The organism is Paraburkholderia terricola (assembly GCF_900142195.1).
In the GTDB taxonomy this organism is placed as follows: Bacteria; Pseudomonadota; Gammaproteobacteria; order Burkholderiales; family Burkholderiaceae; genus Paraburkholderia; species Paraburkholderia terricola.
The window spans coordinates 80595-99611 of record NZ_FRAB01000023.1; the positions used below are offsets into that span (position 1 = coordinate 80595).

General features: G+C 65.4%; 18 protein-coding genes. 5 read left to right on the top strand and 13 right to left on the bottom strand.

Annotated elements, in window-relative coordinates; translation table 11 throughout:
- Nucleotides 1-126: 126 nt before the first annotated feature.
- Both BUE39_RS20010 and BUE39_RS20015 read right to left on the bottom strand, forming a co-directional pair.
- On the bottom strand, nucleotides 127-786 hold the full coding sequence (locus tag BUE39_RS20010; RefSeq protein ID WP_073430464.1) for a 3-oxoacid CoA-transferase subunit B: 660 nt from the start codon (nucleotides 784-786) through the stop codon (nucleotides 127-129).
- A gap of 13 nt (nucleotides 787-799) precedes the next feature.
- Nucleotides 800-1495 carry a 3-oxoacid CoA-transferase subunit A gene (locus BUE39_RS20015; RefSeq protein ID WP_073430465.1) on the bottom strand — a complete coding sequence of 232 codons (696 nt, stop codon included), beginning with the start codon at nucleotides 1493-1495 and terminating at the stop codon, nucleotides 800-802.
- A 381-nt stretch (nucleotides 1496-1876) separates the two neighbouring features.
- Between BUE39_RS20015 and BUE39_RS20020 the strand changes: the two genes are divergently transcribed.
- Together BUE39_RS20020 and folE are read left to right on the top strand one after the other, a co-directional pair.
- On the top strand, nucleotides 1877-2806 hold the full coding sequence (locus BUE39_RS20020) for a LysR family transcriptional regulator (RefSeq protein ID WP_073430466.1): 930 nt from the start codon (nucleotides 1877-1879) through the stop codon (nucleotides 2804-2806).
- Nucleotides 2807-2961: 155 nt separating this feature from the next.
- Complete coding sequence (gene folE / locus BUE39_RS20025) at nucleotides 2962-3600, top strand: GTP cyclohydrolase I FolE (protein WP_073430486.1); 639 nt, start codon at nucleotides 2962-2964, stop codon at nucleotides 3598-3600.
- Nucleotides 3601-3613: 13 nt separating this feature from the next.
- Here the strand turns inward: folE and BUE39_RS20030 are convergent, their stop codons facing one another.
- Nucleotides 3614-4519, bottom strand: a complete 906-nt coding sequence (locus BUE39_RS20030) for a DMT family transporter (protein WP_073430467.1) — start codon at nucleotides 4517-4519, stop codon at nucleotides 3614-3616.
- Between the two features lie 283 nt (nucleotides 4520-4802).
- Here BUE39_RS20030 and BUE39_RS20035 point away from each other — a divergent pair, with 283 nt between their 5' ends.
- Entirely contained in the window at nucleotides 4803-5846 is a 1044-nt protein-coding gene (locus tag BUE39_RS20035; RefSeq protein ID WP_073430468.1) for a VTT domain-containing protein, read from the top strand.
- A 118-nt stretch (nucleotides 5847-5964) separates the two neighbouring features.
- On the opposite strand, the gene BUE39_RS20040 is transcribed toward BUE39_RS20035, so the two are convergent.
- A complete protein-coding gene (locus BUE39_RS20040) occupies nucleotides 5965-6825 on the bottom strand; it encodes a CHAD domain-containing protein (protein ID WP_073430469.1) in 861 nt (286 codons plus the stop codon).
- Nucleotides 6826-7033: 208 nt separating this feature from the next.
- Between BUE39_RS20040 and BUE39_RS20045 the strand changes: the two genes are divergently transcribed.
- Together BUE39_RS20045 and BUE39_RS20050 are read left to right on the top strand one after the other, a co-directional pair.
- Nucleotides 7034-7633 carry a short chain dehydrogenase gene (locus BUE39_RS20045; RefSeq protein WP_073430470.1) on the top strand — a complete coding sequence of 200 codons (600 nt, stop codon included), beginning with the start codon at nucleotides 7034-7036 and terminating at the stop codon, nucleotides 7631-7633.
- Nucleotides 7634-7739: 106 nt separating this feature from the next.
- On the top strand, nucleotides 7740-9326 hold the full coding sequence (locus BUE39_RS20050) for an inorganic phosphate transporter (protein ID WP_073430471.1): 1587 nt from the start codon (nucleotides 7740-7742) through the stop codon (nucleotides 9324-9326).
- Nucleotides 9327-9404: 78 nt separating this feature from the next.
- Here BUE39_RS20050 and BUE39_RS20055 read toward each other — a convergent pair whose 3' ends face one another.
- The 9 genes from BUE39_RS20055 to BUE39_RS20100 form a co-directional block, all read right to left on the bottom strand.
- Nucleotides 9405-10742 carry an amidase gene (locus BUE39_RS20055; protein ID WP_073430472.1) on the bottom strand — a complete coding sequence of 446 codons (1338 nt, stop codon included), beginning with the start codon at nucleotides 10740-10742 and terminating at the stop codon, nucleotides 9405-9407.
- Nucleotides 10743-10761: 19 nt separating this feature from the next.
- Nucleotides 10762-11742, bottom strand: a complete 981-nt coding sequence (locus BUE39_RS20060; RefSeq protein ID WP_073430473.1) for an ABC transporter substrate-binding protein — start codon at nucleotides 11740-11742, stop codon at nucleotides 10762-10764.
- Between the two features lie 44 nt (nucleotides 11743-11786).
- Nucleotides 11787-12644 (bottom strand): ABC transporter permease, encoded by an 858-nt coding sequence (locus BUE39_RS20065; protein ID WP_073430474.1) that lies wholly within the window; start codon nucleotides 12642-12644, stop codon nucleotides 11787-11789.
- Entirely contained in the window at nucleotides 12641-13417 is a 777-nt protein-coding gene (locus tag BUE39_RS20070; RefSeq protein ID WP_073430475.1) for an ABC transporter ATP-binding protein, read from the bottom strand. Before BUE39_RS20070 ends, BUE39_RS20065 begins: the two co-directional genes overlap by 4 nt.
- A gap of 54 nt (nucleotides 13418-13471) precedes the next feature.
- Nucleotides 13472-14767, bottom strand: a complete 1296-nt coding sequence (gene oxlT, locus BUE39_RS20075; RefSeq protein ID WP_073430476.1) for an oxalate/formate MFS antiporter — start codon at nucleotides 14765-14767, stop codon at nucleotides 13472-13474.
- Between the two features lie 109 nt (nucleotides 14768-14876).
- Nucleotides 14877-16487, bottom strand: a complete 1611-nt coding sequence (locus tag BUE39_RS20080; protein ID WP_073430477.1) for a gamma-glutamyltransferase family protein — start codon at nucleotides 16485-16487, stop codon at nucleotides 14877-14879.
- Between the two features lie 128 nt (nucleotides 16488-16615).
- Nucleotides 16616-17362, bottom strand: coding sequence for a GntR family transcriptional regulator (locus BUE39_RS20085; RefSeq protein WP_073430478.1), 747 nt, complete (start codon nucleotides 17360-17362; stop codon nucleotides 16616-16618).
- Nucleotides 17363-17531: 169 nt separating this feature from the next.
- On the bottom strand, nucleotides 17532-18458 hold the full coding sequence (gene ppk2 / locus BUE39_RS20090) for a polyphosphate kinase 2 (RefSeq protein WP_073430479.1): 927 nt from the start codon (nucleotides 18456-18458) through the stop codon (nucleotides 17532-17534).
- A 379-nt stretch (nucleotides 18459-18837) separates the two neighbouring features.
- Nucleotides 18838-19017: transposase (locus tag BUE39_RS20100; RefSeq protein ID WP_200799511.1), on the bottom strand; the 180-nt coding region annotated here is incomplete at its 5' end.

Below are 19017 nucleotides of genomic sequence, written 5' to 3' on the forward strand. Positions count from 1 at the left end.
TTGCGCCGCGGCGTGCGCGGCGCTTCTGACGATAAGCGCCTGACGCTGCCCGCCGCTTCCTATCGTACAGACAGCGGACAGCGTAACGCACGCTGCGTTGCGGCGTATTGTGCGCCTCGCGGCGGGTTAAGCCACGCGAGCCGTCTGCGTGCCGTCGATCAGCGGCACGCCGGTGAGCTTGTGCAGCGCATCGAAGTCGATATCAGAGAAAATCTCGCGCACCACGAGGCCTTGCGCGGTGACGTCGATCATCGTGAGGTCGGTATAAATGCGGTTGACGCAGCCCACGCCCGTCACCGGGTACGTGCATTCGGCGGCGATCTTGCTTTCGCCCTGCTTGGTCAGGTGTTCCATCATCACGTAGACCTGCTTCGCGCCGATCGCCAGATCCATCGCGCCGCCGACAGCCGGAATCGCATCGGGCGCGCCGGTATGCCAGTTCGCCAGATCGCCCTTCGCGGAGACCTGGAACGCACCGAGCACGCAGAAGTCCAGATGGCCGCCGCGCATCATCGCGAACGAATCCGCGTGGTGGAAGTAAGCGCCGCCCGTGAGCAGCGTGACGTGCTGCTTGCCGGCGTTGATCAGTTCGTCGTCTTCCTCGCCTTTCGCGGGCGCGGGGCCCATGCCGAGCAAGCCGTTTTCGCTGTGCAGGAAGATTTCCTTGTCGGCGGCGAGGTGGTTCGCCACCAGCGTCGGCACGCCGATGCCGAGGTTCACGTAGGCGCCTTCGGGGATATCCAGCGCAACGCGCCTGGCCATTTCATCGCGGGTCAGTTTTTTCATGTCGGTCTCCGGGTCAGGCGGCGGTGGCTGCGGATTGATGCGCCGCTTGCGGCACTTCGATCACGCGCTGCACGAAAATGCCGGGCGTGACGATCGCTTCGGGATCGAGCGCGCCGAGCGGCACCACTTCCGTCACCTGCGCGATCGCGGTTTTAGCCGCGCTCGCCATGATCGGCCCGAAATTGCGCGCCGTCTTGCGATAGACGAGGTTGCCCCAGCGATCGCCCTTATACGCCTTGATCAACGCGAAGTCCGCATGGAGCGGCGCTTCCAGCACGTAGTGCTTGCCGTCGATCAAGCGGGTTTCCTTGCCTTCGGCGAGCTTCGTGCCGTAACCGGTGGGCGTGAAGAACCCGCCGATGCCCGCGCCCGCCGCGCGGATGCGCTCCGCGAGATTGCCTTGTGGCACCAGTTCGAGTTCGATTTCGCCGGCGCGGTAGAGCGCGTCGAAAACATACGAATCGGTTTGGCGCGGAAACGAGCAGATGATCTTGCGCACGCGCTTCGCCTTGAGCAGCGCCGCGAGGCCGATGTCGCCGTTGCCCGCGTTGTTGTTGACGATGGTGAGTTCGCGCGCGCCTTGCTCGATGAGCGCGTCGATCAGTTCCGACGGCATGCCGGCCGTGCCGAAGCCGCCGATCATGACGGTGGCGCCGTCGTGGACATCGGCGACCGCCGCTTGAAGTGACTCGAAAATCTTGTTGATCATGTCGAATTCCTGTTGGGGCGCTGCGTGCCGTCGGGCTTGCTGTCCTCGCGGACAGCGCTTCTCGCGGCAACGGTCTCCGGCCTGGGGCTCGCGGCGGCATCGCCGGTTGAAGATACGGCGCGCGCCTTCGGTTTATTCGCTGCCGATTTGTTCGTTATATGAACGTCGATTCGTTTAGCGAACGCTCTGGCGATTATGGTTGCGCCGTGGGCGCGTTGTCAAGGCGGGGGCTTTCCCTTAATCATAGGTTCTCGTATTCGGCGTTGCGGTGGTGTTGTTCCCACTATCGCAAGTGCGCATGGTTGGGCTACCCTCTATTCGCCTATTCAATAACCCCGATTCAATAGCCGATGCGTCCCGCGCCTCGCGGACAAACCCAGCATGTCAGACACCGCCCTGGATCTGAACCTGATCCCCTACCTGGTCGCCATGGAAGACACGCGCAACGTCAGCCGCGCCGCCGAGCAACTCGGCGTGAGCCAGCCGCGCGTGAGCACCGCCTTGGGACGCCTGCGCGAATACTTCGACGACCCGCTGTTCGTGCGCACCTCGAAAGGCATGGAGCCCACGCCGCGCGCGCTCGCCATTCTCCCGGCCGCCCGCGACGCGCTGCTGCGCATCGAGAAAGGCATGCTCGATGTGCAGGAGTTCCACCCCGCCACCAGCACGCACACCTTTTCGATCGCGCTCTCCGATGTCGGCGAAATCGTCTTTCTGCCGCGCCTGCTGCAACTCTTCGCCGCACGCGCGCCTCACGCGAATCTGCGCTCGGTCTCGCTGTCGCCGTCGCAAGTGGAACGCGGGCTCGAATCGGGCGACGTCGATCTCGCGGTCGGTTATTTCCCCGACCTGTCGGGCAATAACTTCTTCCAGCAACGGCTCTTCACGCACCGCTTCATCTGCCTGATGCGCACCGGCCATCCGCTTTCCGGCGCGCCGCTCACGCTGCCTCAATACGTGGCCTCGGGTCACGCGGTCGTGCGCGCCGAAGGACGCAGCCAGGAAGTGCTCGAACAATTCCTGGCGAAGAAACGCATCAAGCGCCGCGCGGTGCTCGAAACACCGCATTTCATGAGCTTGCCGTTCATCCTCGCGCGCACCGATCTGCTCGCGACGGTGCCGCACGCGATCGGCTTCGCGTATGTCTCCGAGCATGCGTCGATCACGCTGGTCGAGCCGCCGCTGCCGTTGCCGCGCTTCGATCTGCGCCAGCACTGGCATCGCAAGTTTCATAACGATCCGCGCGGGACCTGGCTGCGCGGCGTGGTCGCGGAACTCTTCAACGACGCTCTGGACGAGTGGCCGAAGTAAGGGGCCAAACACGGGCCGAACTGAGCGCCAAACCGAGCGCCCCGACAGCGACAGGGGAGATCGTCACGATTCGTCGCAAAACATGGAACAATGACCGCACACAACGAACCCGCGCGCTACGCATGACGTCGACGCGCGATCCAGAGGAGCGCCGCATGACCAGCAGCAAGACAAAGAAAATCAAACCCGCGGCCGCCACGGGCCGCCCAAGCCGCGAGGAAGCCGAAGCAGCGGTTCGTGTGCTGCTGCGTTGGGCCGGCGACGATCCCGAGCGCGAGGGCCTGGCCGACACGCCGGGGCGCGTGGTGCGCGCTTACGAGGAGTTCTTCGCGGGCTACCAGGTCGACCCGCGCGAGATCCTCGCGCGCACCTTCTCCGAGGTGGACGGCTACGACGAAATGATCGTGCTGAAAGACATCCGCTTCGAAAGCTATTGCGAACATCACATGGTGCCGATCATCGGGCGCGCGCACGTCGCGTATCTGCCCGTGCATCGGGTGGTCGGCATCTCGAAGCTGGCGCGTCTCGTCGATGCGTTCGCCAAGCGTCTGCAGATCCAGGAAAAGATGACGGTGCAGATCGCCGATACGCTGAACGACGTGCTGCAACCGGCAGGCGTCGGCGTGATTCTCGAAGCCGCGCATCAATGCATGTCCACGCGCGGCGTGCACAAGGCCGGCGTCACGATGGTCACCTCGCGCATGATCGGCACGTTCCGCACCGATCCGTCGACGCGTCGCGAGTTTCTGGCGATCGTCGGCAACCCGGGCGTGGTGGCGGTCGCCAATACGTAAGCAAGCTGAAGCGTTACGCCGCGCCGCGCACGGTACGCATCTGCCCGAACGTCGCGAGCAACACCGCCCCGAGCACGCAAGCCACGCCCGTCAGCTGCGCCGCGCTGACCGCCTCGCCCAGCACGAGCGCGGCCAGCGCCACGGCGCTCACCGGCACCAGCGCGGTCATCAGTCCGGCTTCCGCGCCGCTGATACGCGCCGCGCCCGCATACCAGAGCACGAAGCCCGCCACCGTCGGCACCAGCGCGTAATACAGCACGCCGACCAGCGCGCTCACGTCGACGGGCACGTTCCACGGCTGCTCGAAGCAGGCCGGCACGATCGACACCGCGAAGCCGATGCCGCACATCAACGCCGACAGCGGCAGCGGCGCGACAGGCGTGCGCAGTTTGCGATTGAGCAGAATGAACAGCGCCTCGCAGACGATCGCCGCGAACACGAGCGCGTTGCCGGCGAGCGATCGCGCCGCATGCGGCGCGGTGAAATCGTCGGGCCGCACGGTGCACACCAGCACGCCGGCCGTGGCGAGAATGATCGCGCCGATCAACGCGGGCGCGGGACGCTCGCCGAGCGCGAGCATCGCCACCAGCGCGGACACGGCGGGCAAGGTGCCGGCAATCACGCCGGCATCGGCGGCCGAGGCGAGCTTCATCCCGCTGATGAGCAACACCGTATAGCCGACGCTGCCCGCACCGGCCTGGGCGATCACCAGCAAGGTGTCGCGTCGATCGAGACGCGGCCAGCGCACGCCGCGCCAGCGCATCGCCAGCACGAACAACGGGAACGCGATCGCGAAGCGCAACGCTGTCGCGCTGAAGGGCGGCAGTCCGGCCGCGATCGACTTGCTGACCACGACGGTGCTGCCGACGCCGAGCATGGCCAGCGCGCAAAACAGGTATCCGGCGTAACGCGCATTCATGGTGCTGTCCTTATTCGATGGAACGAGCACGCAGATTAAGCACGCGCGGACGCCGGGTCTTGAACGAAATTGCAGCGCATCGGCAGGTGACGCCCCGCGCTGGCCGGGCGCGAGATCCATCGAGTATCCTGAGCGGCATACGACTTCAGCGGACACGCGAACGAATGGAAGAACGGGCGAACTCAAAGGTCTGCAAGCCGGCCGCTCCGAAACACCTGTCGTCCAGCGACCGCCCAAGCCCCCGCCGCGCGTGCGCTCATTCGCCGGAACGGGAGCGCCTCAATTGATAGAGATTCCGTCCACGGCGGTTTCCACCTGGGGCGGCGCGGCTGTGTTTCTCAACGTGCTGTTGACGCGCCTCGGCGTGCCGATCCCCGCGGTGCCGATGCTGCTGTTCGCGGGCACGGCGATCGCCGCCGGCCATCTGTCGTTCTGGCCGATTCTGTGCGCCGCCGTGCTCGGCGCGCTCATCGGCGACGGCGTCTGGTTCAGCGCCGGCCGCATCTACGGGCGCGGGCTGATCGCCGCCCTCGTCCGGTTCGCCCCGGCCGTCGATGTGAAGGTCGCCAAGGCGCGCTCGCTATTCGAGCGCTTCGGCGTGCCGCTCGTCTCGATCTCGAAGTTCGTGCCGGGGCTCGCGTTCATCACGCCGCCGCTGATGGGCACGACTGTCGTCGATGCCCGCATCTACGCGCTGTGGGATCTTGCGGGCGCCGCGGCATGGGCCACTTTCTGGCTGCTCGGCGGAGCGGCGGCGGAACAGCAGTTGCATATGCTGCTGGCATTCGTCAGAGCGCGCGGCGGCACCGTGATCGACGTGCTGCTGGGCGCGGCGCTGATCTATCTGGTCTACCGCTTGATTCAGCGATACCGTGAACATCGCCTCGCGCGCGCCGCGTCTGCCGCGGCGTCGCGCATGGAGTCTGGTGGAGCGCGCCGGATCGTGCCGCCCAAGGTGCTCGACGCTCGCCCCGAGGCGCTGGCGCTCGATACACAGCGCCGCATTCCCGGCGCGCTCGCGCTCGATCCGCGCTCGCCGGAACAGCTCGACGGCGCACTGCTCGCTCATGACCTGGTGATTTACTGCATTTGCCCGGACAGCGCGACCGCCGCCGAGATCAAGCAACGGATGCGCCGCCACGGCTATACGCGGATTCGTGCGTTGAAGGGCGATCTGGATGCGTGGCAAAGGCGCGGTTTTCCGATCGAGCCGCTGGAAGCCCAAGGCCAGCCCGGCACCGGCAAGCGCACACGGCGAGCGCGCGGCGACGCCAGCGAGGCGGTCACGCTGCGCGGCTTCGCACCACGGCGCAGCCGGAGCGCCTGATGCGCGGATGCGCGTCGCAAGCGCCCGCGAGCATGCGAACGCTCGCGAGGCGCGCGCATAGCACATAGCTCGAGGGCGCGGCTTCGATCAATCTGTGCCGGCTTCGGCTCCGCACGCATTACAGTGTGCGCAGCAATCCGGCCGCCGAGCGCATGCGGCGTTTGCGCTCCTTCTTCAGCCATTGCAGCACCGCGTCGGTATCGCCGGAACTGGCCAGCAAGGCGGCGTTGTCACGCAACAGCATTTCGCTGGCGACGATATCGTTCAGCGTCCCGAATCGCTTCTGGATCTGCTTCAGGCGCTTGACCGTGCGTTTGCGGCCGCCCTTGAGCACCGGCCCGAAAAACTCCAGCAGATAGCGCAGTTTCTTGCCCGCCTTCCTGACATCGTGAAAGGCGGTGTAGTTCGAGCGCTTTGCATGCCGCGCGCGTTTCATGCGCTTCTTTAGCGTCCGCTCGGAGGCGGCCACGCGTTGATTGGCGAATTTGCCGAGCGGCACGCGCTCGTGCGCGGTGTTCAGTTCGCGGGTGGCGCTGCTCAGGGCCTCGCGCAGCAGATGTTTGACGTCGGCGTTCGAGAGCGTTTCCCGGCTCGTCGCCAGCGCGTCGCCACGCGCGTTCTCCAGGGTCGGCGTCAGGCCGCGCGCGATGCCGCTCTCCTGTGCCAGCAGCGCGATCAGGATGTCCCAGTCGCGGGTCTTGCCGGCCGCCGTGGCGAGATACTTGTACAGCGCCCGTTGGCGCGTGTTCTCGCCCTCCTCGAGCAAGGGTTGAAAGGCCCACCATAGCGAGCGCAAACGCCGCAGCGAAACCCGCAACTGGTGGAAATCTTCCGGTGATGGATCCTCACGCACCGCATTGGCGTATTCGATCGCATGATCGACGAGCGGCGCCGCATACGACGCGAACGCGGTCTGCGCCGAAGGCTCTTCGTCGGCCGGCGTGCTGTCGGCCGGCTCTTTATCGTTTTTCCGATTCATCGTTGGGGCTCTCCCGCTCGATCGGTGGTCCTTCGAATACGCCTTTTAGAAAGCGTAGCAAAATTAGTTCCCACCGCGCAAAGGCGCTGCGATTGAATAGTCATAACGCGCGAACGCGGCAGGTTCTTTACGTCGATGGCGCGACGTCATGGAGAGACTATCTTGAACACACGCGTCGGCGCGCTTCGTCGATGCATCAGGAGGATGTATGCGCATACTCATTGTCGGTGCAACGGGCCTGCTCGGTGGAGAACTGGTGAAGCTCCTCGCGGCGGAACATGAAATCGTCACCGCGAGCCGCAAGGGCTCCGATCTGCACGTGGATCTGTCCGACAAGGCCAGCATCGAGTCGATGTACCGGCGGGCCGGTACGCTCGACGCGGTGATCTGCGTGGCGGGCACGGCGAAGTTCGCGCCGCTCGCGAGCCTCGCCGACGACGATTTCTCGTTCAGTCTCGCCAACAAGTTGATGGGCCAGGTCAACCTGGTGCGTTGTGGCGCCGCGCACGTGTCGCAAGGCGGCTGCTTCGCGCTGACGAGCGGCGTGCTCGCGCAACAACCGATGGAAGGCAGCGCGGCGGTCAGCATCGTGAATGCCGGCGTGGAGGCGTTCGCGCGTTCGGCGGCGCTGGAATTGCGCGGCAAGGCCCGTGTGAACGTGGTGAGTCCGGGGTGGGTCGCCGAAACGCTGAAGTCGATGGGCCGCGATCCGTCGCAGGGCGTGCCCGCCGCCACCGTCGCGCAGGCGTACAAACGCAGCCTGGGCGGCAGCGCGACGGGCGAGGTCATTTCCGCTACGTCGCCGTAAGCGCGGATGCAACGGCGGCGTCGCCGGCGTCACGCCCTCGTCATCATTTCGACACGCAAGCCCCGCAGCATCGGAAGTTCCGCGACCAACTCCTGGGGCACACGTCATGCCGGAACTTTCGTACCCACAATCGGGCGCTGCAAGCGGCAAGGGCCGTCATCTCGGCCTTGCCGTTTTCGTCGCCGTGATTGTTGTCGGCGCCGTCTATTGCGCCACGCATTTATTGGCCGATTTGCAACCGGTCCGCGAAAGCTCGGTTCTACCTTATCTGCTGCTCGGGACCGCGCTGCTGATCGCGCTCGGCTTCGAATTCGTCAACGGTTTCCATGACACCGCCAACGCGGTCGCCACGGTGATCTACACGCACTCGCTCGCGCCGAACCTCGCGGTGGTGTGGTCGGGCGCATGGAATTTCCTCGGCGTGCTGACGTCGAGCGGCGCGGTCGCGTTCGGCATTCTGCAATTGCTGCCCGTGGAACTGATCCTGCAAGTGGGCAGCAGCGCCGGTTTTTCGATGGTGTTCGCGTTGCTGATCGCCGCCATCATCTGGAACCTCGGCACCTGGTACCTCGGCTTGCCCTCGTCGAGCTCGCACACGCTGATCGGCTCGATCATCGGCGTCGGCCTGATGAATCAGTTGATGCACGGCACCAACGGCACGAGCGGCGTGGACTGGAATCAGGCGCTCGGCGTCGGCAGGTCGCTGCTGTTCTCGCCGCTGGTCGGCTTTCTCGCGGCCAGTTTGCTGCTGCTGATCCTGAAGGCCGCGGTGCGCATTCCCGCGTTGTACGCCGAGCCGAAGGGCAAGGAGCCGCCGCCGTTCTGGATCCGCAGCCTGCTGATTCTGACCTGCACGGGCGTGTCGTTCGCGCATGGTTCGAACGACGGACAGAAAGGCATGGGCCTCATCATGCTGATCCTCATCGGCACCGTGCCGACGGCGTATGCGCTGAACAAGGCGGTCACGCCGGCACAGACGCAGACCTTCGTCGCGGTCGCGCAGCAGACGTCGGCGACGCTCGCGAAATACACGCGGGGCGCCGCGCCGTCGGCCGATCCGCGCGCCGATGTCGAGACGTATGTGCGCACCCGCCAGTTGACGCCCGCCACCTTGCCGGCCCTCCAGCAATTGACCGATGTGATCGGCCGTCAGGTGGGCGCATCGGGATCGATGGCCGCCGTGCCGCAAAACGCCGTCGATAACGTGCGCAACAACATGTATGTCGCCTCCGAGGCGATCCGTCTGATGGAGAAGGCGAAGCAACCGCCCTTCGCGCCGGAGGACGCCCAGGTGATCGACAACTTCAAGGCGCAAACCGATCACGCCACCAAGTTCATTCCGACATGGGTCAAGGTGGCGGTGGCGATTGCCCTGGGGCTGGGCACGATGGTGGGCTGGAAACGCATTGTCGTGACGGTCGGCGAGAAGATCGGCAAGCAGCATCTCACCTATGGTCAGGGGGCCTCGGCGGAACTGGTGGCGATGCTGACGATCGGCGCGGCCGACGTGTACGGCTTGCCGGTGTCGACCACGCACGTGCTTTCGTCGGGCGTGGCCGGCACGATGGCGGCCAACGGCTCGGGCTTGCAATGGGCCACCGTGCGCAGCCTGGTCCTCGCGTGGGTGCTCACGCTGCCGGCTTCGATCGCGCTGGCGGCGGGCTTGTACTGGGTGTTCCGCGCGGTGTTCTAAGATTCGACGAAGGTGCCAGGAAAGGTCGACGGCGCATCGACGGCCCTTCGGCGTGATCCGCTCAGGCTGTCCGCGTGCTCACGCGCCGCGCCGCTGCACCACCGCCGCTTCCCAACCCGTGCGCGCCTCGACCCACTCCGCCAACGCCAGCAACCCGGCGTCGCCGTGCGCGGCGCCCACCAGTTGCGCGCCGAGCGGCAGACCCGCCGGCCCGAAGCCGACCGGCACCGTCACGGCCGGCACGCCCAGAAACGTCCACGGCGCGCAGAACGCGGCGTCGCCCGTATAGTCGAGGCCGCGCGGCGGCTCACCCGTGGCGGGCGCAACCAGCAGCGCGTCCAGCGCCCAGGCTTGCGTGAGCCACGCCTGAAAGCGCTGCGCCATCGGCACCTGCAGCGCCTTGATCGTCGCGTAGGCGGTGGCCGGCAGCTTGCGCCCATCGTCGACCAGACCGCGCATCGCGGGGCTCACGAGTTCGGGCGTGCGATCGACCAGATCGCCGTGCGTGATCGCCGCTTCCACCGCCATCAATTGCAGCGCGTGCGCCGGCGTCGCGAAGATTTCCTGCGGCAACTCCACCGTGACGATCTCCGCGCCGTCGCGCGCAAGCTGCGCCGCGAGCCGGTCGAGCGCGGCTTGCTGGGCCGGCTCGATCGCGCCGCCGGCCTGCTTCGACAACACGCCGATGCGCCGCGTGCCCGCGCCGCGCGCCGCCGCGTCAACATGCGAAACGTGCGAAACGTGCGGATCGGCGGCATCGGCGCCCGCGACGAGTTTCAACACATACGCCACGTCCGCGACGCGCCGCGCGAACAGCCCGACGTGATCCAGCGACCACGCGAGCGGCAACACACCGGTTCGCGCGATCGTGCCGTAGGTGGGCTTGAAACCGACGATGCCGCAATAAGCCGCGGGGCGGATCACCGAGCCCTGCGTCTGGGTGCCGAGCGCGAGCGGCACGATCCCGGCCGCGACCGCCGCCGCCGAACCGCTCGACGATCCACCCGGCGTGAACGCGCCGTTCCACGGATTGACCGTCGGCCCCGGATGACGCCACGCGAACTCGGTGGTCACCGTCTTGCCGAGAATCGCCGCGCCCGCGGCCCGCAAGCGGGCCACGATCCACGCATCCCGCTCGGGGCGCCGCCCCTTGTAGGCCGCCGAGTTGAATTCGGTGGGCATGTCGGCGGTGTCGATGACATCCTTCACCGCGACCGGCACGCCGGCGAGCGGCGCGGCGGCATCGGCGAGGGTGGCCGGCGGCGTATCGGGCAGATAACAGAATGCGTGCAACGCCGCCTGCGAATGTTGCGCGGCATCGTAAGCGCTCGAAACGTACTGCGCCACGGTGGCGTCACCCGCGGCGAGCGCCGCGCGGATCTCGCCGATGGTCGGTGCTTGATTGAAGGTCGTCATGAGAGCGTCGGAAAGCCGTTCATTTCGCGGCAAGCGCGGGCTGGATATAACTGTGGACGATGAACGTATCGTACTTCGGCTGCTGCTTCAGATTGCCGAGCGCGATTTGCGTATCCATCGCAACGGCCAGCGCTTTGGGCGTGATGTCGACGCTCTTCGGATACACGCCTTCGGTCAGCATGCGCTTGACGGCCGCGTCCACCACCGCCGGGTCGAGCGTCGGGAATTCCTTGCGCGCGATCGCCTGGGTTTCGGCCGGATTGCTCTGCATGTAGCGCAGCGCGTTTTGCAGACCCTTCACGAAGCGTGCGGCCGCATCGGGATCGACGCCGCGCTTCGCCGAAATCGACGAGAACGCGTACTCGCCATAGAGCTTCGGAAAACCGAGCACGACTTTCATGCCCTTCGCGACCGCCTGGTCGAGGCCCGGCTCGTACATCACCGCGATCTTCGACTGCCCGGCCACGAGCGGCCCGATCTCCGAGCCGAGCGGCACCTGAATCAGCTTGACGTCGCTCTGCGACATGCCGTTTTCCTTCAGCAGCTTCAGGAACAGCGACGTGCTGGTGGTCGGCATCTGCCCGGACACCACGACCTGATCCTTCACGTCCTTGATGCTGTCGAATTTGACGTCGGGCGCGGCGGCGATCCATACCGCCGCGCCGTTCACGACGTTGGCGATGATATCGACATCGGCGCCCTTCTCCGCGGCGACCGCCGTCCACTCGGGTCCGTGCAGCGAGAAATCGGCGCTACCCGACAACACCGCCGAGAGCGCCGCGCTCGGGCTGCCCGCCGTCTGCCTCGTGACGTCGAGCCCTTCCTTCGTGAAGAAGCCGCCGTCGATCGCCACATAGAGCGGCAGATAGAGCATCGACTGGAACGCCTGCGAAATGGTGACTTTCTTGTCGGCGGCCAACGCCGGCAATGAAACGGATGCAACGGTCAGCGCCAAAGCCGTGGTCAGCGCGGCGAGCGCTTTTTTTGCGGTGAATGCCATCGTCCTGTCCTGGGAGAGAAGTGATTGGACTGCCGGGAATGCGTTTAAACCTTCAGCGTGCTCGTATTCGAGGCCTGCCGCCACGGCAGCAATTTGCGCTCGACGAGATCGATCAGGAAGTACAGCACGAAGCCGATCGCCATCAGCACGAAGAGTCCCGCCCATACCGTGTTGAGGTCGTACAGGCTCGATGCGGTGAAGATCATGTGCCCGAGCCCTTTCTCCGATGAAATGAATTCGCCCACCACCGCGCCGACCAGGCCGAAGCCGACGTTGATGCGGAACGTGGAGATCACGTAGGGCAGCGTGAACGGCACCACCACCTTCATGAACACGTCGTTCTTGTCGGCGCCGAGCGTGACGAGCAGCGCCTGCAGATCGGGATCGGCGTCTTTCGCCGCCTCGTAGGCCGCGATCAGCGCGACGATGGCGGTGAGCGAAATCGCCAGCGCGACCTTCGATATCAAACCGGTGCCGAACCATAAGATCACGATGGGCGCGAACGCGATCTTCGGCACGCTATTGATCGCGACGATGAACGGCTCGATCAGCCGCGCGACGAACGGCGAATACCAGAGCGCGAGCCCGCACACCGAGCCGACCGCCGTGCCGAACACGAAGCCGAGAATGGCTTCGAAGAGCGTGTAGCCGGTATCGACGAATAACTGATGAGAGCGGATGTCGCGTATCAGCGCGTCGAGAATTTTCGCCGGCGAGCCGACCAGGAAGTTCGACACCCAGCCGAGACGCGCCGCGCCTTCCCAGAGCGCGAAGAACGCGAGCACCGCCGCGAGTTGCAGCAACGAGCGGCCCCAGCCGCTGTCGAGCACGAGCCGCCGCGAGCGTGTGTGCGGCGCGCGCCGCGCCGCTGCGCTTTTATCGATGGAAACGGATTGCGTCATGCTGCCCTCACCTCGGTCTGGATATCCAGCTCGCCGCACAACGCATGGAAATAGCCCGCGAAGTTCGGATCGCTGCGCGCGCCGATCGGCGAACGCGCGGCAATGTCGATGTCGTAGATCTTCTTCACCTGCGAGGGACGTCCGCCGAGCACCACGACGCGTTTGGACAACGCGACGGCTTCGTCGATATCGTGCGTGACCAGCACCACGGTCTTGTGGAACGTCTCGACCGCTTCCATCAGCACGCCCTCCAGATAGAGGCGCGTTTGATAGTCGAGCGCCGAGAACGGCTCGTCGAGCAGGATGATGTCGGGATCGTTGATCAGCGTGCGGATCAGCGCCACACGCTGGCGCATGCCGCCCGACAGCATGCGCGGATAAGCGTTCTCGAAGCCGGCGAGGCCATAGGTGTTGAGATACTCCATCGCCATTTCATGCGCCTGCGCCGCCGGCATGTTCGACAGTTCGGGGCCGATCAGCACGTTTTGCAGCACCGTGCGCCACGGCAGCAACAGGTCGCGCTGCATCATGTAGCCGACCTTGCCGCGCAATCCATTCACGGCCTGCCCGCGATAGACGATGTCGCCGCTATCGGCTTCGAGCAGCCCCGCGATCACATTGAACACCGTCGTCTTGCCGCAGCCCGACGGCCCGATGATGCTGACGAAATCACGCTCGTGAATGTCGAACGTGAGACCGCCGAGCACGTCGACCGAACCCAGTTTGTTCGAAAACGATTTGCGGATGTTGCGCAATGCGAGCTGAACTGACATGCCTGCTCCTCGATCACGATTCATGGTGCGCCGGCACAAGCCGCCGCCGTTCCGTCAAAGACCGCGCGGCGTGGCGAGAAAGCGGCGGCGCATCGGCTTGAGCACGGCAATCGCGAGCAGCGCGGTCACGATATCGAGCGTGATCGCGGTGGCGAACACCGGCACCCAGCTTCCGGCGTGCTGGTGCATCAGCGCCGCCAGCGGGCCGCCGAAGATCGAACCGATGCCTTGCGAGATGTACAGCCAGCCGTAGTTCTCGGTGGCGTGACGGGTGCCGAAGGTGTCGGTCAGCGTCGAGGGGAACAGCGAAAAAATCTCGCCCCAGCCGAAGAACACCACGCCCGACAGCAGCACGAACAGCACCGCGTTTTCGCGGGTGAGGAGCCACAGCGCCATCGCCACGCCTTCGAGCGCGAACGCGAAGAACATCGTGTTTTCACGGCCGACCTTGTCGGACACCCAGCCGAACAGCGGCCGCGTGAGGCCGTTGGTGAAGCGGTCGATGGTCAGCGCGAGCGGCAGCGCCGCCATGCCGAACACGAGCACCTTGGTCACGCCGAAGTCGGCGGCGAAGGTGGCCATTTGCGAGGTGACCATCAGGCCCGAGGTGGACATCATGGTCATCATCGCGAACATCAGCCAGAACACGGGCGTCTTGAGCGTTTGCGAAGGACGCAGATTCGCCACGGCCGATGCGCCGGAACCGGCCGCGCTCGCGGCGACGCTTTCGTGCGAAGGCGGCACGCGCAATCCTTGCGAGGCCAGCAAGCCGACCAGCGCGAACGCAATGCCGAACATCCACAACGTGGCGTCGATGCCGCGCGCCTGCAGCGACGTGGCGATCGGAAAGGTCGTGACGATCGCGCCCATGCCGTAGCCGGCCGCCACCGCGCCCGCCGCGAAGCCGCGCTGCTTCGGGAACCAGCGCACCATCAAACCCACCACGCCGACATAGACGATGCCGGTGCCCAAGCCGCCGACCACGCCATAAGTCAGATAGAGCATCGGCGCGCTTTGCACCTGCGCGGCCAGCACCCAGCTCAGGCCCGACATCACGGTGCCGATCGAGATCAGCATGCGCGGACCGAAGCGGTCGATCAGCTTGCCCTGGAACGGCGAGAAGAAAGTTTGCAGAATGATCAGCAGCGAGAACGTCACTTGCAGTTCCGGCAGCGCGACGCCCAGTTTCGCGGCGAGCGGTTTGGTCATCAGCGTCCAGACGTATTGCGGGCTCGAAATCGCCATCATGCAGACGAGACCGAGTCCGAGCTGAAGCCAGCGGTTGTGCGCGGCGGAGGTCGAGACGTTCCCGATGTCCGCGGATGTCATGGGTTGAGAGCGTGTGGTCATGATGACTCCAGTTACCGAGCGCATGCCTGCCGGAAAACGGCAAACGTGCGGCGTCCTCCGTGCCGATAGGCCGGACCTGCGGTTCGATTGAAAAAAAGCGCGCGTGCTTTTACCAGCCCGCGGCAACCCCGTCACTGCGCGGATCGTGGCCCGCTTCGATAAGTCCATCGGGATACCGGACGATTGCGCCGGCATGGCCCATTGCTTCGTCGTAAGCCTGCATCGTCTCGACCTCGTGACCGAGCGCTTCGAGCCGCGCCACGGTGCCGGGCGCAAAGCGCGCCTCCAGCTTGAGCGTGTCGGTCGACTGGCCCCACGTGCGGCCGAGCAGCCAGCGCGGCGCGTCGATCGCGGCTTGCGGATTCCAGCCGAAGTTGGCGATGCGCGAGAACACCGCGCTTTGCGATTGCGGCTGACCGTCGCCGCCCATGTTTCCGTACACCATCGTGCGGCCGTCGTCGAAACGCGCGAGCGCCGGGTTCAGCGTATGGAAGGGTCGGCGCAACGGCATCAGCGGATTCAGCGCGCGCTCGTCGAGCGAGAAACTGCAGCCGCGGTTCTGCCAGTTGATGCCCGACCCCGGCAGCACGATGCCGCTGCCGAACTCGTGATAAATGCTCTGGATGAAGCTCACCGACACGCCGTCGCTATCGGTGACGCCGAGCCACACCGTGTCGCCCGGCCCACGCCCCGCGCCCCAAGGCGCGGCCTGCGTCGGCGAGATGCGCGCGGCCATTGCGTCGAGCGCCGCCGGTTCGAGCAGCGCGCGCGGATCCGCGCGCATGTGGTCGGGATCGGTGATCCCGGTATCGCGCACGGCGAAGGCCAGCTTGGTCGCCTCCACGCAGGCATGCACGAACTCGGGACCGAGCGGGTCCATGTCCTTGGTCAGCACCCGGTCGAGCATGCCGAGAATCAGCAGCGAGACGAGTCCTTGCGTGGGCGGCGGCATGTTGTAGATCGTGCCGAGCGAGTGCTTGAGCGCAAGCGGGGTGCGCAGCCGCGCCTCGTGTCGTTCGAGATCCGCGAGCGTCAGCAGTGAGCCGGCCGATTGCAGATCGACCGCGATGCCGCGGGCGAGGTCGCCGCGATAAAAGTCGTCGAGACCGGCGTCGGCGAGACGCTCCAGGGTGGCGGCGAGGCGCGGCGCAACGAAACGCTCGCCGGTAGCGGGCGCGCGATCGTCGTGCAGAAAGGTTTCGGCGAAGCCGGCAACCGGACGCAATTCATCGAGCCGGCTCGCCACGCACTGCGACTGGCTGCGCGTGACCGGCACGCCGTGCCTCGCGTAATGGATCGCGTCTTCCAGCAAACGCTTGACCGGCACTTTGCCGCCGAGCATGTCCGTCGACCAGCGATGCGCGAGTTGCCAGCCCGACACGGTGCCGGCCACGGTGTTCGCCGCGAGCGGACCGCGCGTCGGAATCGCGGCAAGGCCGCGCGAACGGTATTCATCGATCGTGGCGGCGAGCGCCGCCGCGCCGCATGCCTCGATGCCCACGGGCGCGGCGCCGGGGCGCGCGATCAGCCAGAAACCGTCGCCGCCGATGCTGTTCATGTGCGGATAGACAACCGCGATCGTCGCGGCGGCGCCGATCATCGCTTCGACGGCGTTGCCGCCGTCGCGCAGGATCGCGAGGGCGCTCTGCGCGGCGAGCGCATGCGGCGCGACCGCCATGCCGCGGGTTCCGCGGGTCGAATTCAGATAGTCGGCTGACATATTTCCGGCAGAAGTTTGCTTGTATACATGGCGTGCAGTTATGCGAAAACCATGCCAATCCGCATGACGGACTGAAACGTCCGCTACATAGGGCTTTGGGGCAAATCGGGGATGGCTAAGGGATGACCCTAGGTGGTGCGCCGCAACCTGGGTGGTGCATACGGAGCGCCGTGCGGCTCCATTGCAGTGCGGGCGCGTTGCAGGCGTTCGGCGGTCAGGCTGCGCACTTCGGCGCGGCTGCCTTCTATATGACGCCCGATCAAGGCGACGCTGCGCGCCGTCTCGCGATGGCGGATCGCGTCGAGAATCGCGATGTGTTCGTCGTAGGTGTCGTCGATGCAGTCGCCGTAGACGAGATCGAGCCGCCGCACCACGCGGATGCGGTCGGTCACGCGCTGCATCGCGGCGCTCAGTTCCGAGTTGTCGGCGGCGATGACGAGCGCCTGGTGGAAGGCTTCGTCGAGCGCCACCATCTCGCAGCCCTCACGGATACGCTCGGCGCGGGGCACGTTCCAGACGGCGTCGAGCCGGTCGAGCATCTGCTGCACGCTGCCGGATAACGACGTGTCGGCGGCAACCAGTCGGCCCACCGCGAAGGTTTCGATCAGCTTGCGCATCTCGTACAGGTCTTCGAAACGCTTGAAATCGATCGGCACGACTTCCCAGCCGCCGCGCACGTAGCCGCGCATCAGGCCGTCGCTTTGCAGGCGCTGCAGCGCCTCGCGCGCGGGTGTGCGCGACACGCCGAAACGCTCGGCGATGCTGCCTTCCGTCAGCCGGTCGCCGGGCAAGAGGCGCATGTCGAAGATATCGTCGCGCACGCTGAAATAGACATGGTCAGCGCGCGATGAGGAAGAGCGGGTTGTGTTGTTCACGCACGGAGCCTGGAATTAACGGACCTTTCGGGCCAAGACTATCGGTCAGCCCCAAAACATCCGTCAACGGAAATTAAATCCGCCGCCGCGGGCCGACATCGCATTGTCGGCCAACCCCGCCCGGTTCGCGCGCCTTTTCGCCGGCAAGCGAGCCGTGCGCGCTCAACGCTCAATACACCTCGGGCACGATCATCGACTCCGGCACCGGCTGACGGCTGTATTCGTCGTGATAGACCCGGTCGGGCAATTCGACGCGCGGATGCTCGATCTCGTGATACGGCACCTGGCTCAGCAGATGATGAATGCAGTTCAGGCGCGCGCGCTTCTTGTCGACCGCCTGCACGACCCACCACGGCGCCTCGGGAATGTGCGAGCGCTGCAGCATGACTTCCTTGGCGAGCGTGTACGCTTCCCAGCGGCGCCGGCTTTCCAGATCCATCGGACTCAGCTTCCACTGCTTCAGCGGATCGCGAATGCGGTTCTGGAAACGCAGTTCCTGTTCTTCGTCGGTGATCGAAAACCAGTATTTGAGAATCTGCACGCCGCTCCGCGCCAGCATCTTTTCGAATTCGGGCACCGAGCGGAAGAACTCTTCGTACTCTTCCTCGCTGCAAAAATTCATCACGCGTTCGACGCCCGCGCGGTTGTACCAGCTACGATCGAACAGCACCATTTCGCCGCCCGCCGGCAGATGCGAAACATAGCGCTGGAAATACCATTGCGTGCGTTCACGGTTGTTCGGCGCGGGCAGCGCCGCCACGCGGCAGACCCGCGGATTGAGCCGTTGCGTGATGCGCTTGATCGCGCCGCCCTTGCCGGCCGCGTCGCGTCCCTCGAAAATCACTACGAGGCGATGGCCGGTCTGCACGATCCAGTCCTGCAGCTTGACGAGTTCGCCTTGCAGCCGGAACAGTTCGCGGAAATACATCTTGCGCGCCTCGCGATGCTCCAGCGTGAAGCCTTCGGCGCCGTCGATGATGCGGTCGTCGACCTCCATTTCGAGTTCCTCGTCGTACGCATCGATGAGGTCCTCCTCGAAACGGCGTTGCCGCTCGGCCAGCATCTCGGCTTCAGGTCTCGGATCCTGCTCTTTCATTGCGGCTCTCCTGGCAACGGAAACGGTTAAGCGCGCGTCGGCAAGCGCGACGCGGACGCGCTCGATTATCGAAGCGCCAAGTGTCATCCATGTTACCGCCGCGGCGGCGTGTTGGTGGTGGCGTTGGTGGTGGCGTTGGTGGTGGCGTTGGTGATGGCGTTGGTGATGGCGTTGGTGGTGGCGTTGGTGGTGCGTTGAATCGGCCGCTCGGCCTTTTTGCGCTAGCAGGCTGCTGAAATACAGTCCGACAGAAGCAGCCTTTCTGCACTTACGCGGCTCTCGCCACAAGGTTTATCGCATTGTGCAATTTCAACGTGAATTCCACGCTTGTTCGGCAGTTTGAGGCCAATTTCTGGCTTCATTGCCGCGTTTTTCGCTGCTACAGACGGACTTGTGTCAGTGAGCGCATGCGCACGAGGTTGTAGGCAGCCATGTTCAACACGAACATCTGGTCCACTTTCTTCAACCCGCGCACCACCACCTGGCGCATGCGCCCCACGGTCTTGGCCCACCCGAAGCCTTGTTCGATCAACTTGCGCTTTTGCTGCGAAATGGCGTA

What these genes read in the sequence shown, in the direction of transcription:
- BUE39_RS20010 (WP_073430464.1), bottom strand. Translation starts at nt 786, where the DNA reads ATGAAAAAACTGACCCGCGATGAAATGGCCAGGCGCGTTGCGCTGGAT.
- BUE39_RS20015 (WP_073430465.1), bottom strand. Translation starts at nt 1,495, where the DNA reads ATGATCAACAAGATTTTCGAGTCACTTCAAGCGGCGGTCGCCGATGTC.
- BUE39_RS20020 (WP_073430466.1), top strand. Translation starts at nt 1,877, where the DNA reads ATGTCAGACACCGCCCTGGATCTGAACCTGATCCCCTACCTGGTCGCC.
- folE (WP_073430486.1), top strand. Translation starts at nt 2,962, where the DNA reads ATGACCAGCAGCAAGACAAAGAAAATCAAACCCGCGGCCGCCACGGGC.
- BUE39_RS20030 (WP_073430467.1), bottom strand. Translation starts at nt 4,519, where the DNA reads ATGAATGCGCGTTACGCCGGATACCTGTTTTGCGCGCTGGCCATGCTC.
- BUE39_RS20040 (WP_073430469.1), bottom strand. Translation starts at nt 6,825, where the DNA reads ATGAATCGGAAAAACGATAAAGAGCCGGCCGACAGCACGCCGGCCGAC.
- BUE39_RS20045 (WP_073430470.1), top strand. Translation starts at nt 7,034, where the DNA reads ATGCGCATACTCATTGTCGGTGCAACGGGCCTGCTCGGTGGAGAACTG.
- BUE39_RS20050 (WP_073430471.1), top strand. Translation starts at nt 7,740, where the DNA reads ATGCCGGAACTTTCGTACCCACAATCGGGCGCTGCAAGCGGCAAGGGC.
- BUE39_RS20055 (WP_073430472.1), bottom strand. Translation starts at nt 10,742, where the DNA reads ATGACGACCTTCAATCAAGCACCGACCATCGGCGAGATCCGCGCGGCG.
- BUE39_RS20060 (WP_073430473.1), bottom strand. Translation starts at nt 11,742, where the DNA reads ATGGCATTCACCGCAAAAAAAGCGCTCGCCGCGCTGACCACGGCTTTG.
- BUE39_RS20065 (WP_073430474.1), bottom strand. Translation starts at nt 12,644, where the DNA reads ATGACGCAATCCGTTTCCATCGATAAAAGCGCAGCGGCGCGGCGCGCG.
- BUE39_RS20070 (WP_073430475.1), bottom strand. Translation starts at nt 13,417, where the DNA reads ATGTCAGTTCAGCTCGCATTGCGCAACATCCGCAAATCGTTTTCGAAC.
- oxlT (WP_073430476.1), bottom strand. Translation starts at nt 14,767, where the DNA reads ATGACCACACGCTCTCAACCCATGACATCCGCGGACATCGGGAACGTC.
- BUE39_RS20080 (WP_073430477.1), bottom strand. Translation starts at nt 16,487, where the DNA reads ATGTCAGCCGACTATCTGAATTCGACCCGCGGAACCCGCGGCATGGCG.
- ppk2 (WP_073430479.1), bottom strand. Translation starts at nt 18,458, where the DNA reads ATGAAAGAGCAGGATCCGAGACCTGAAGCCGAGATGCTGGCCGAGCGG.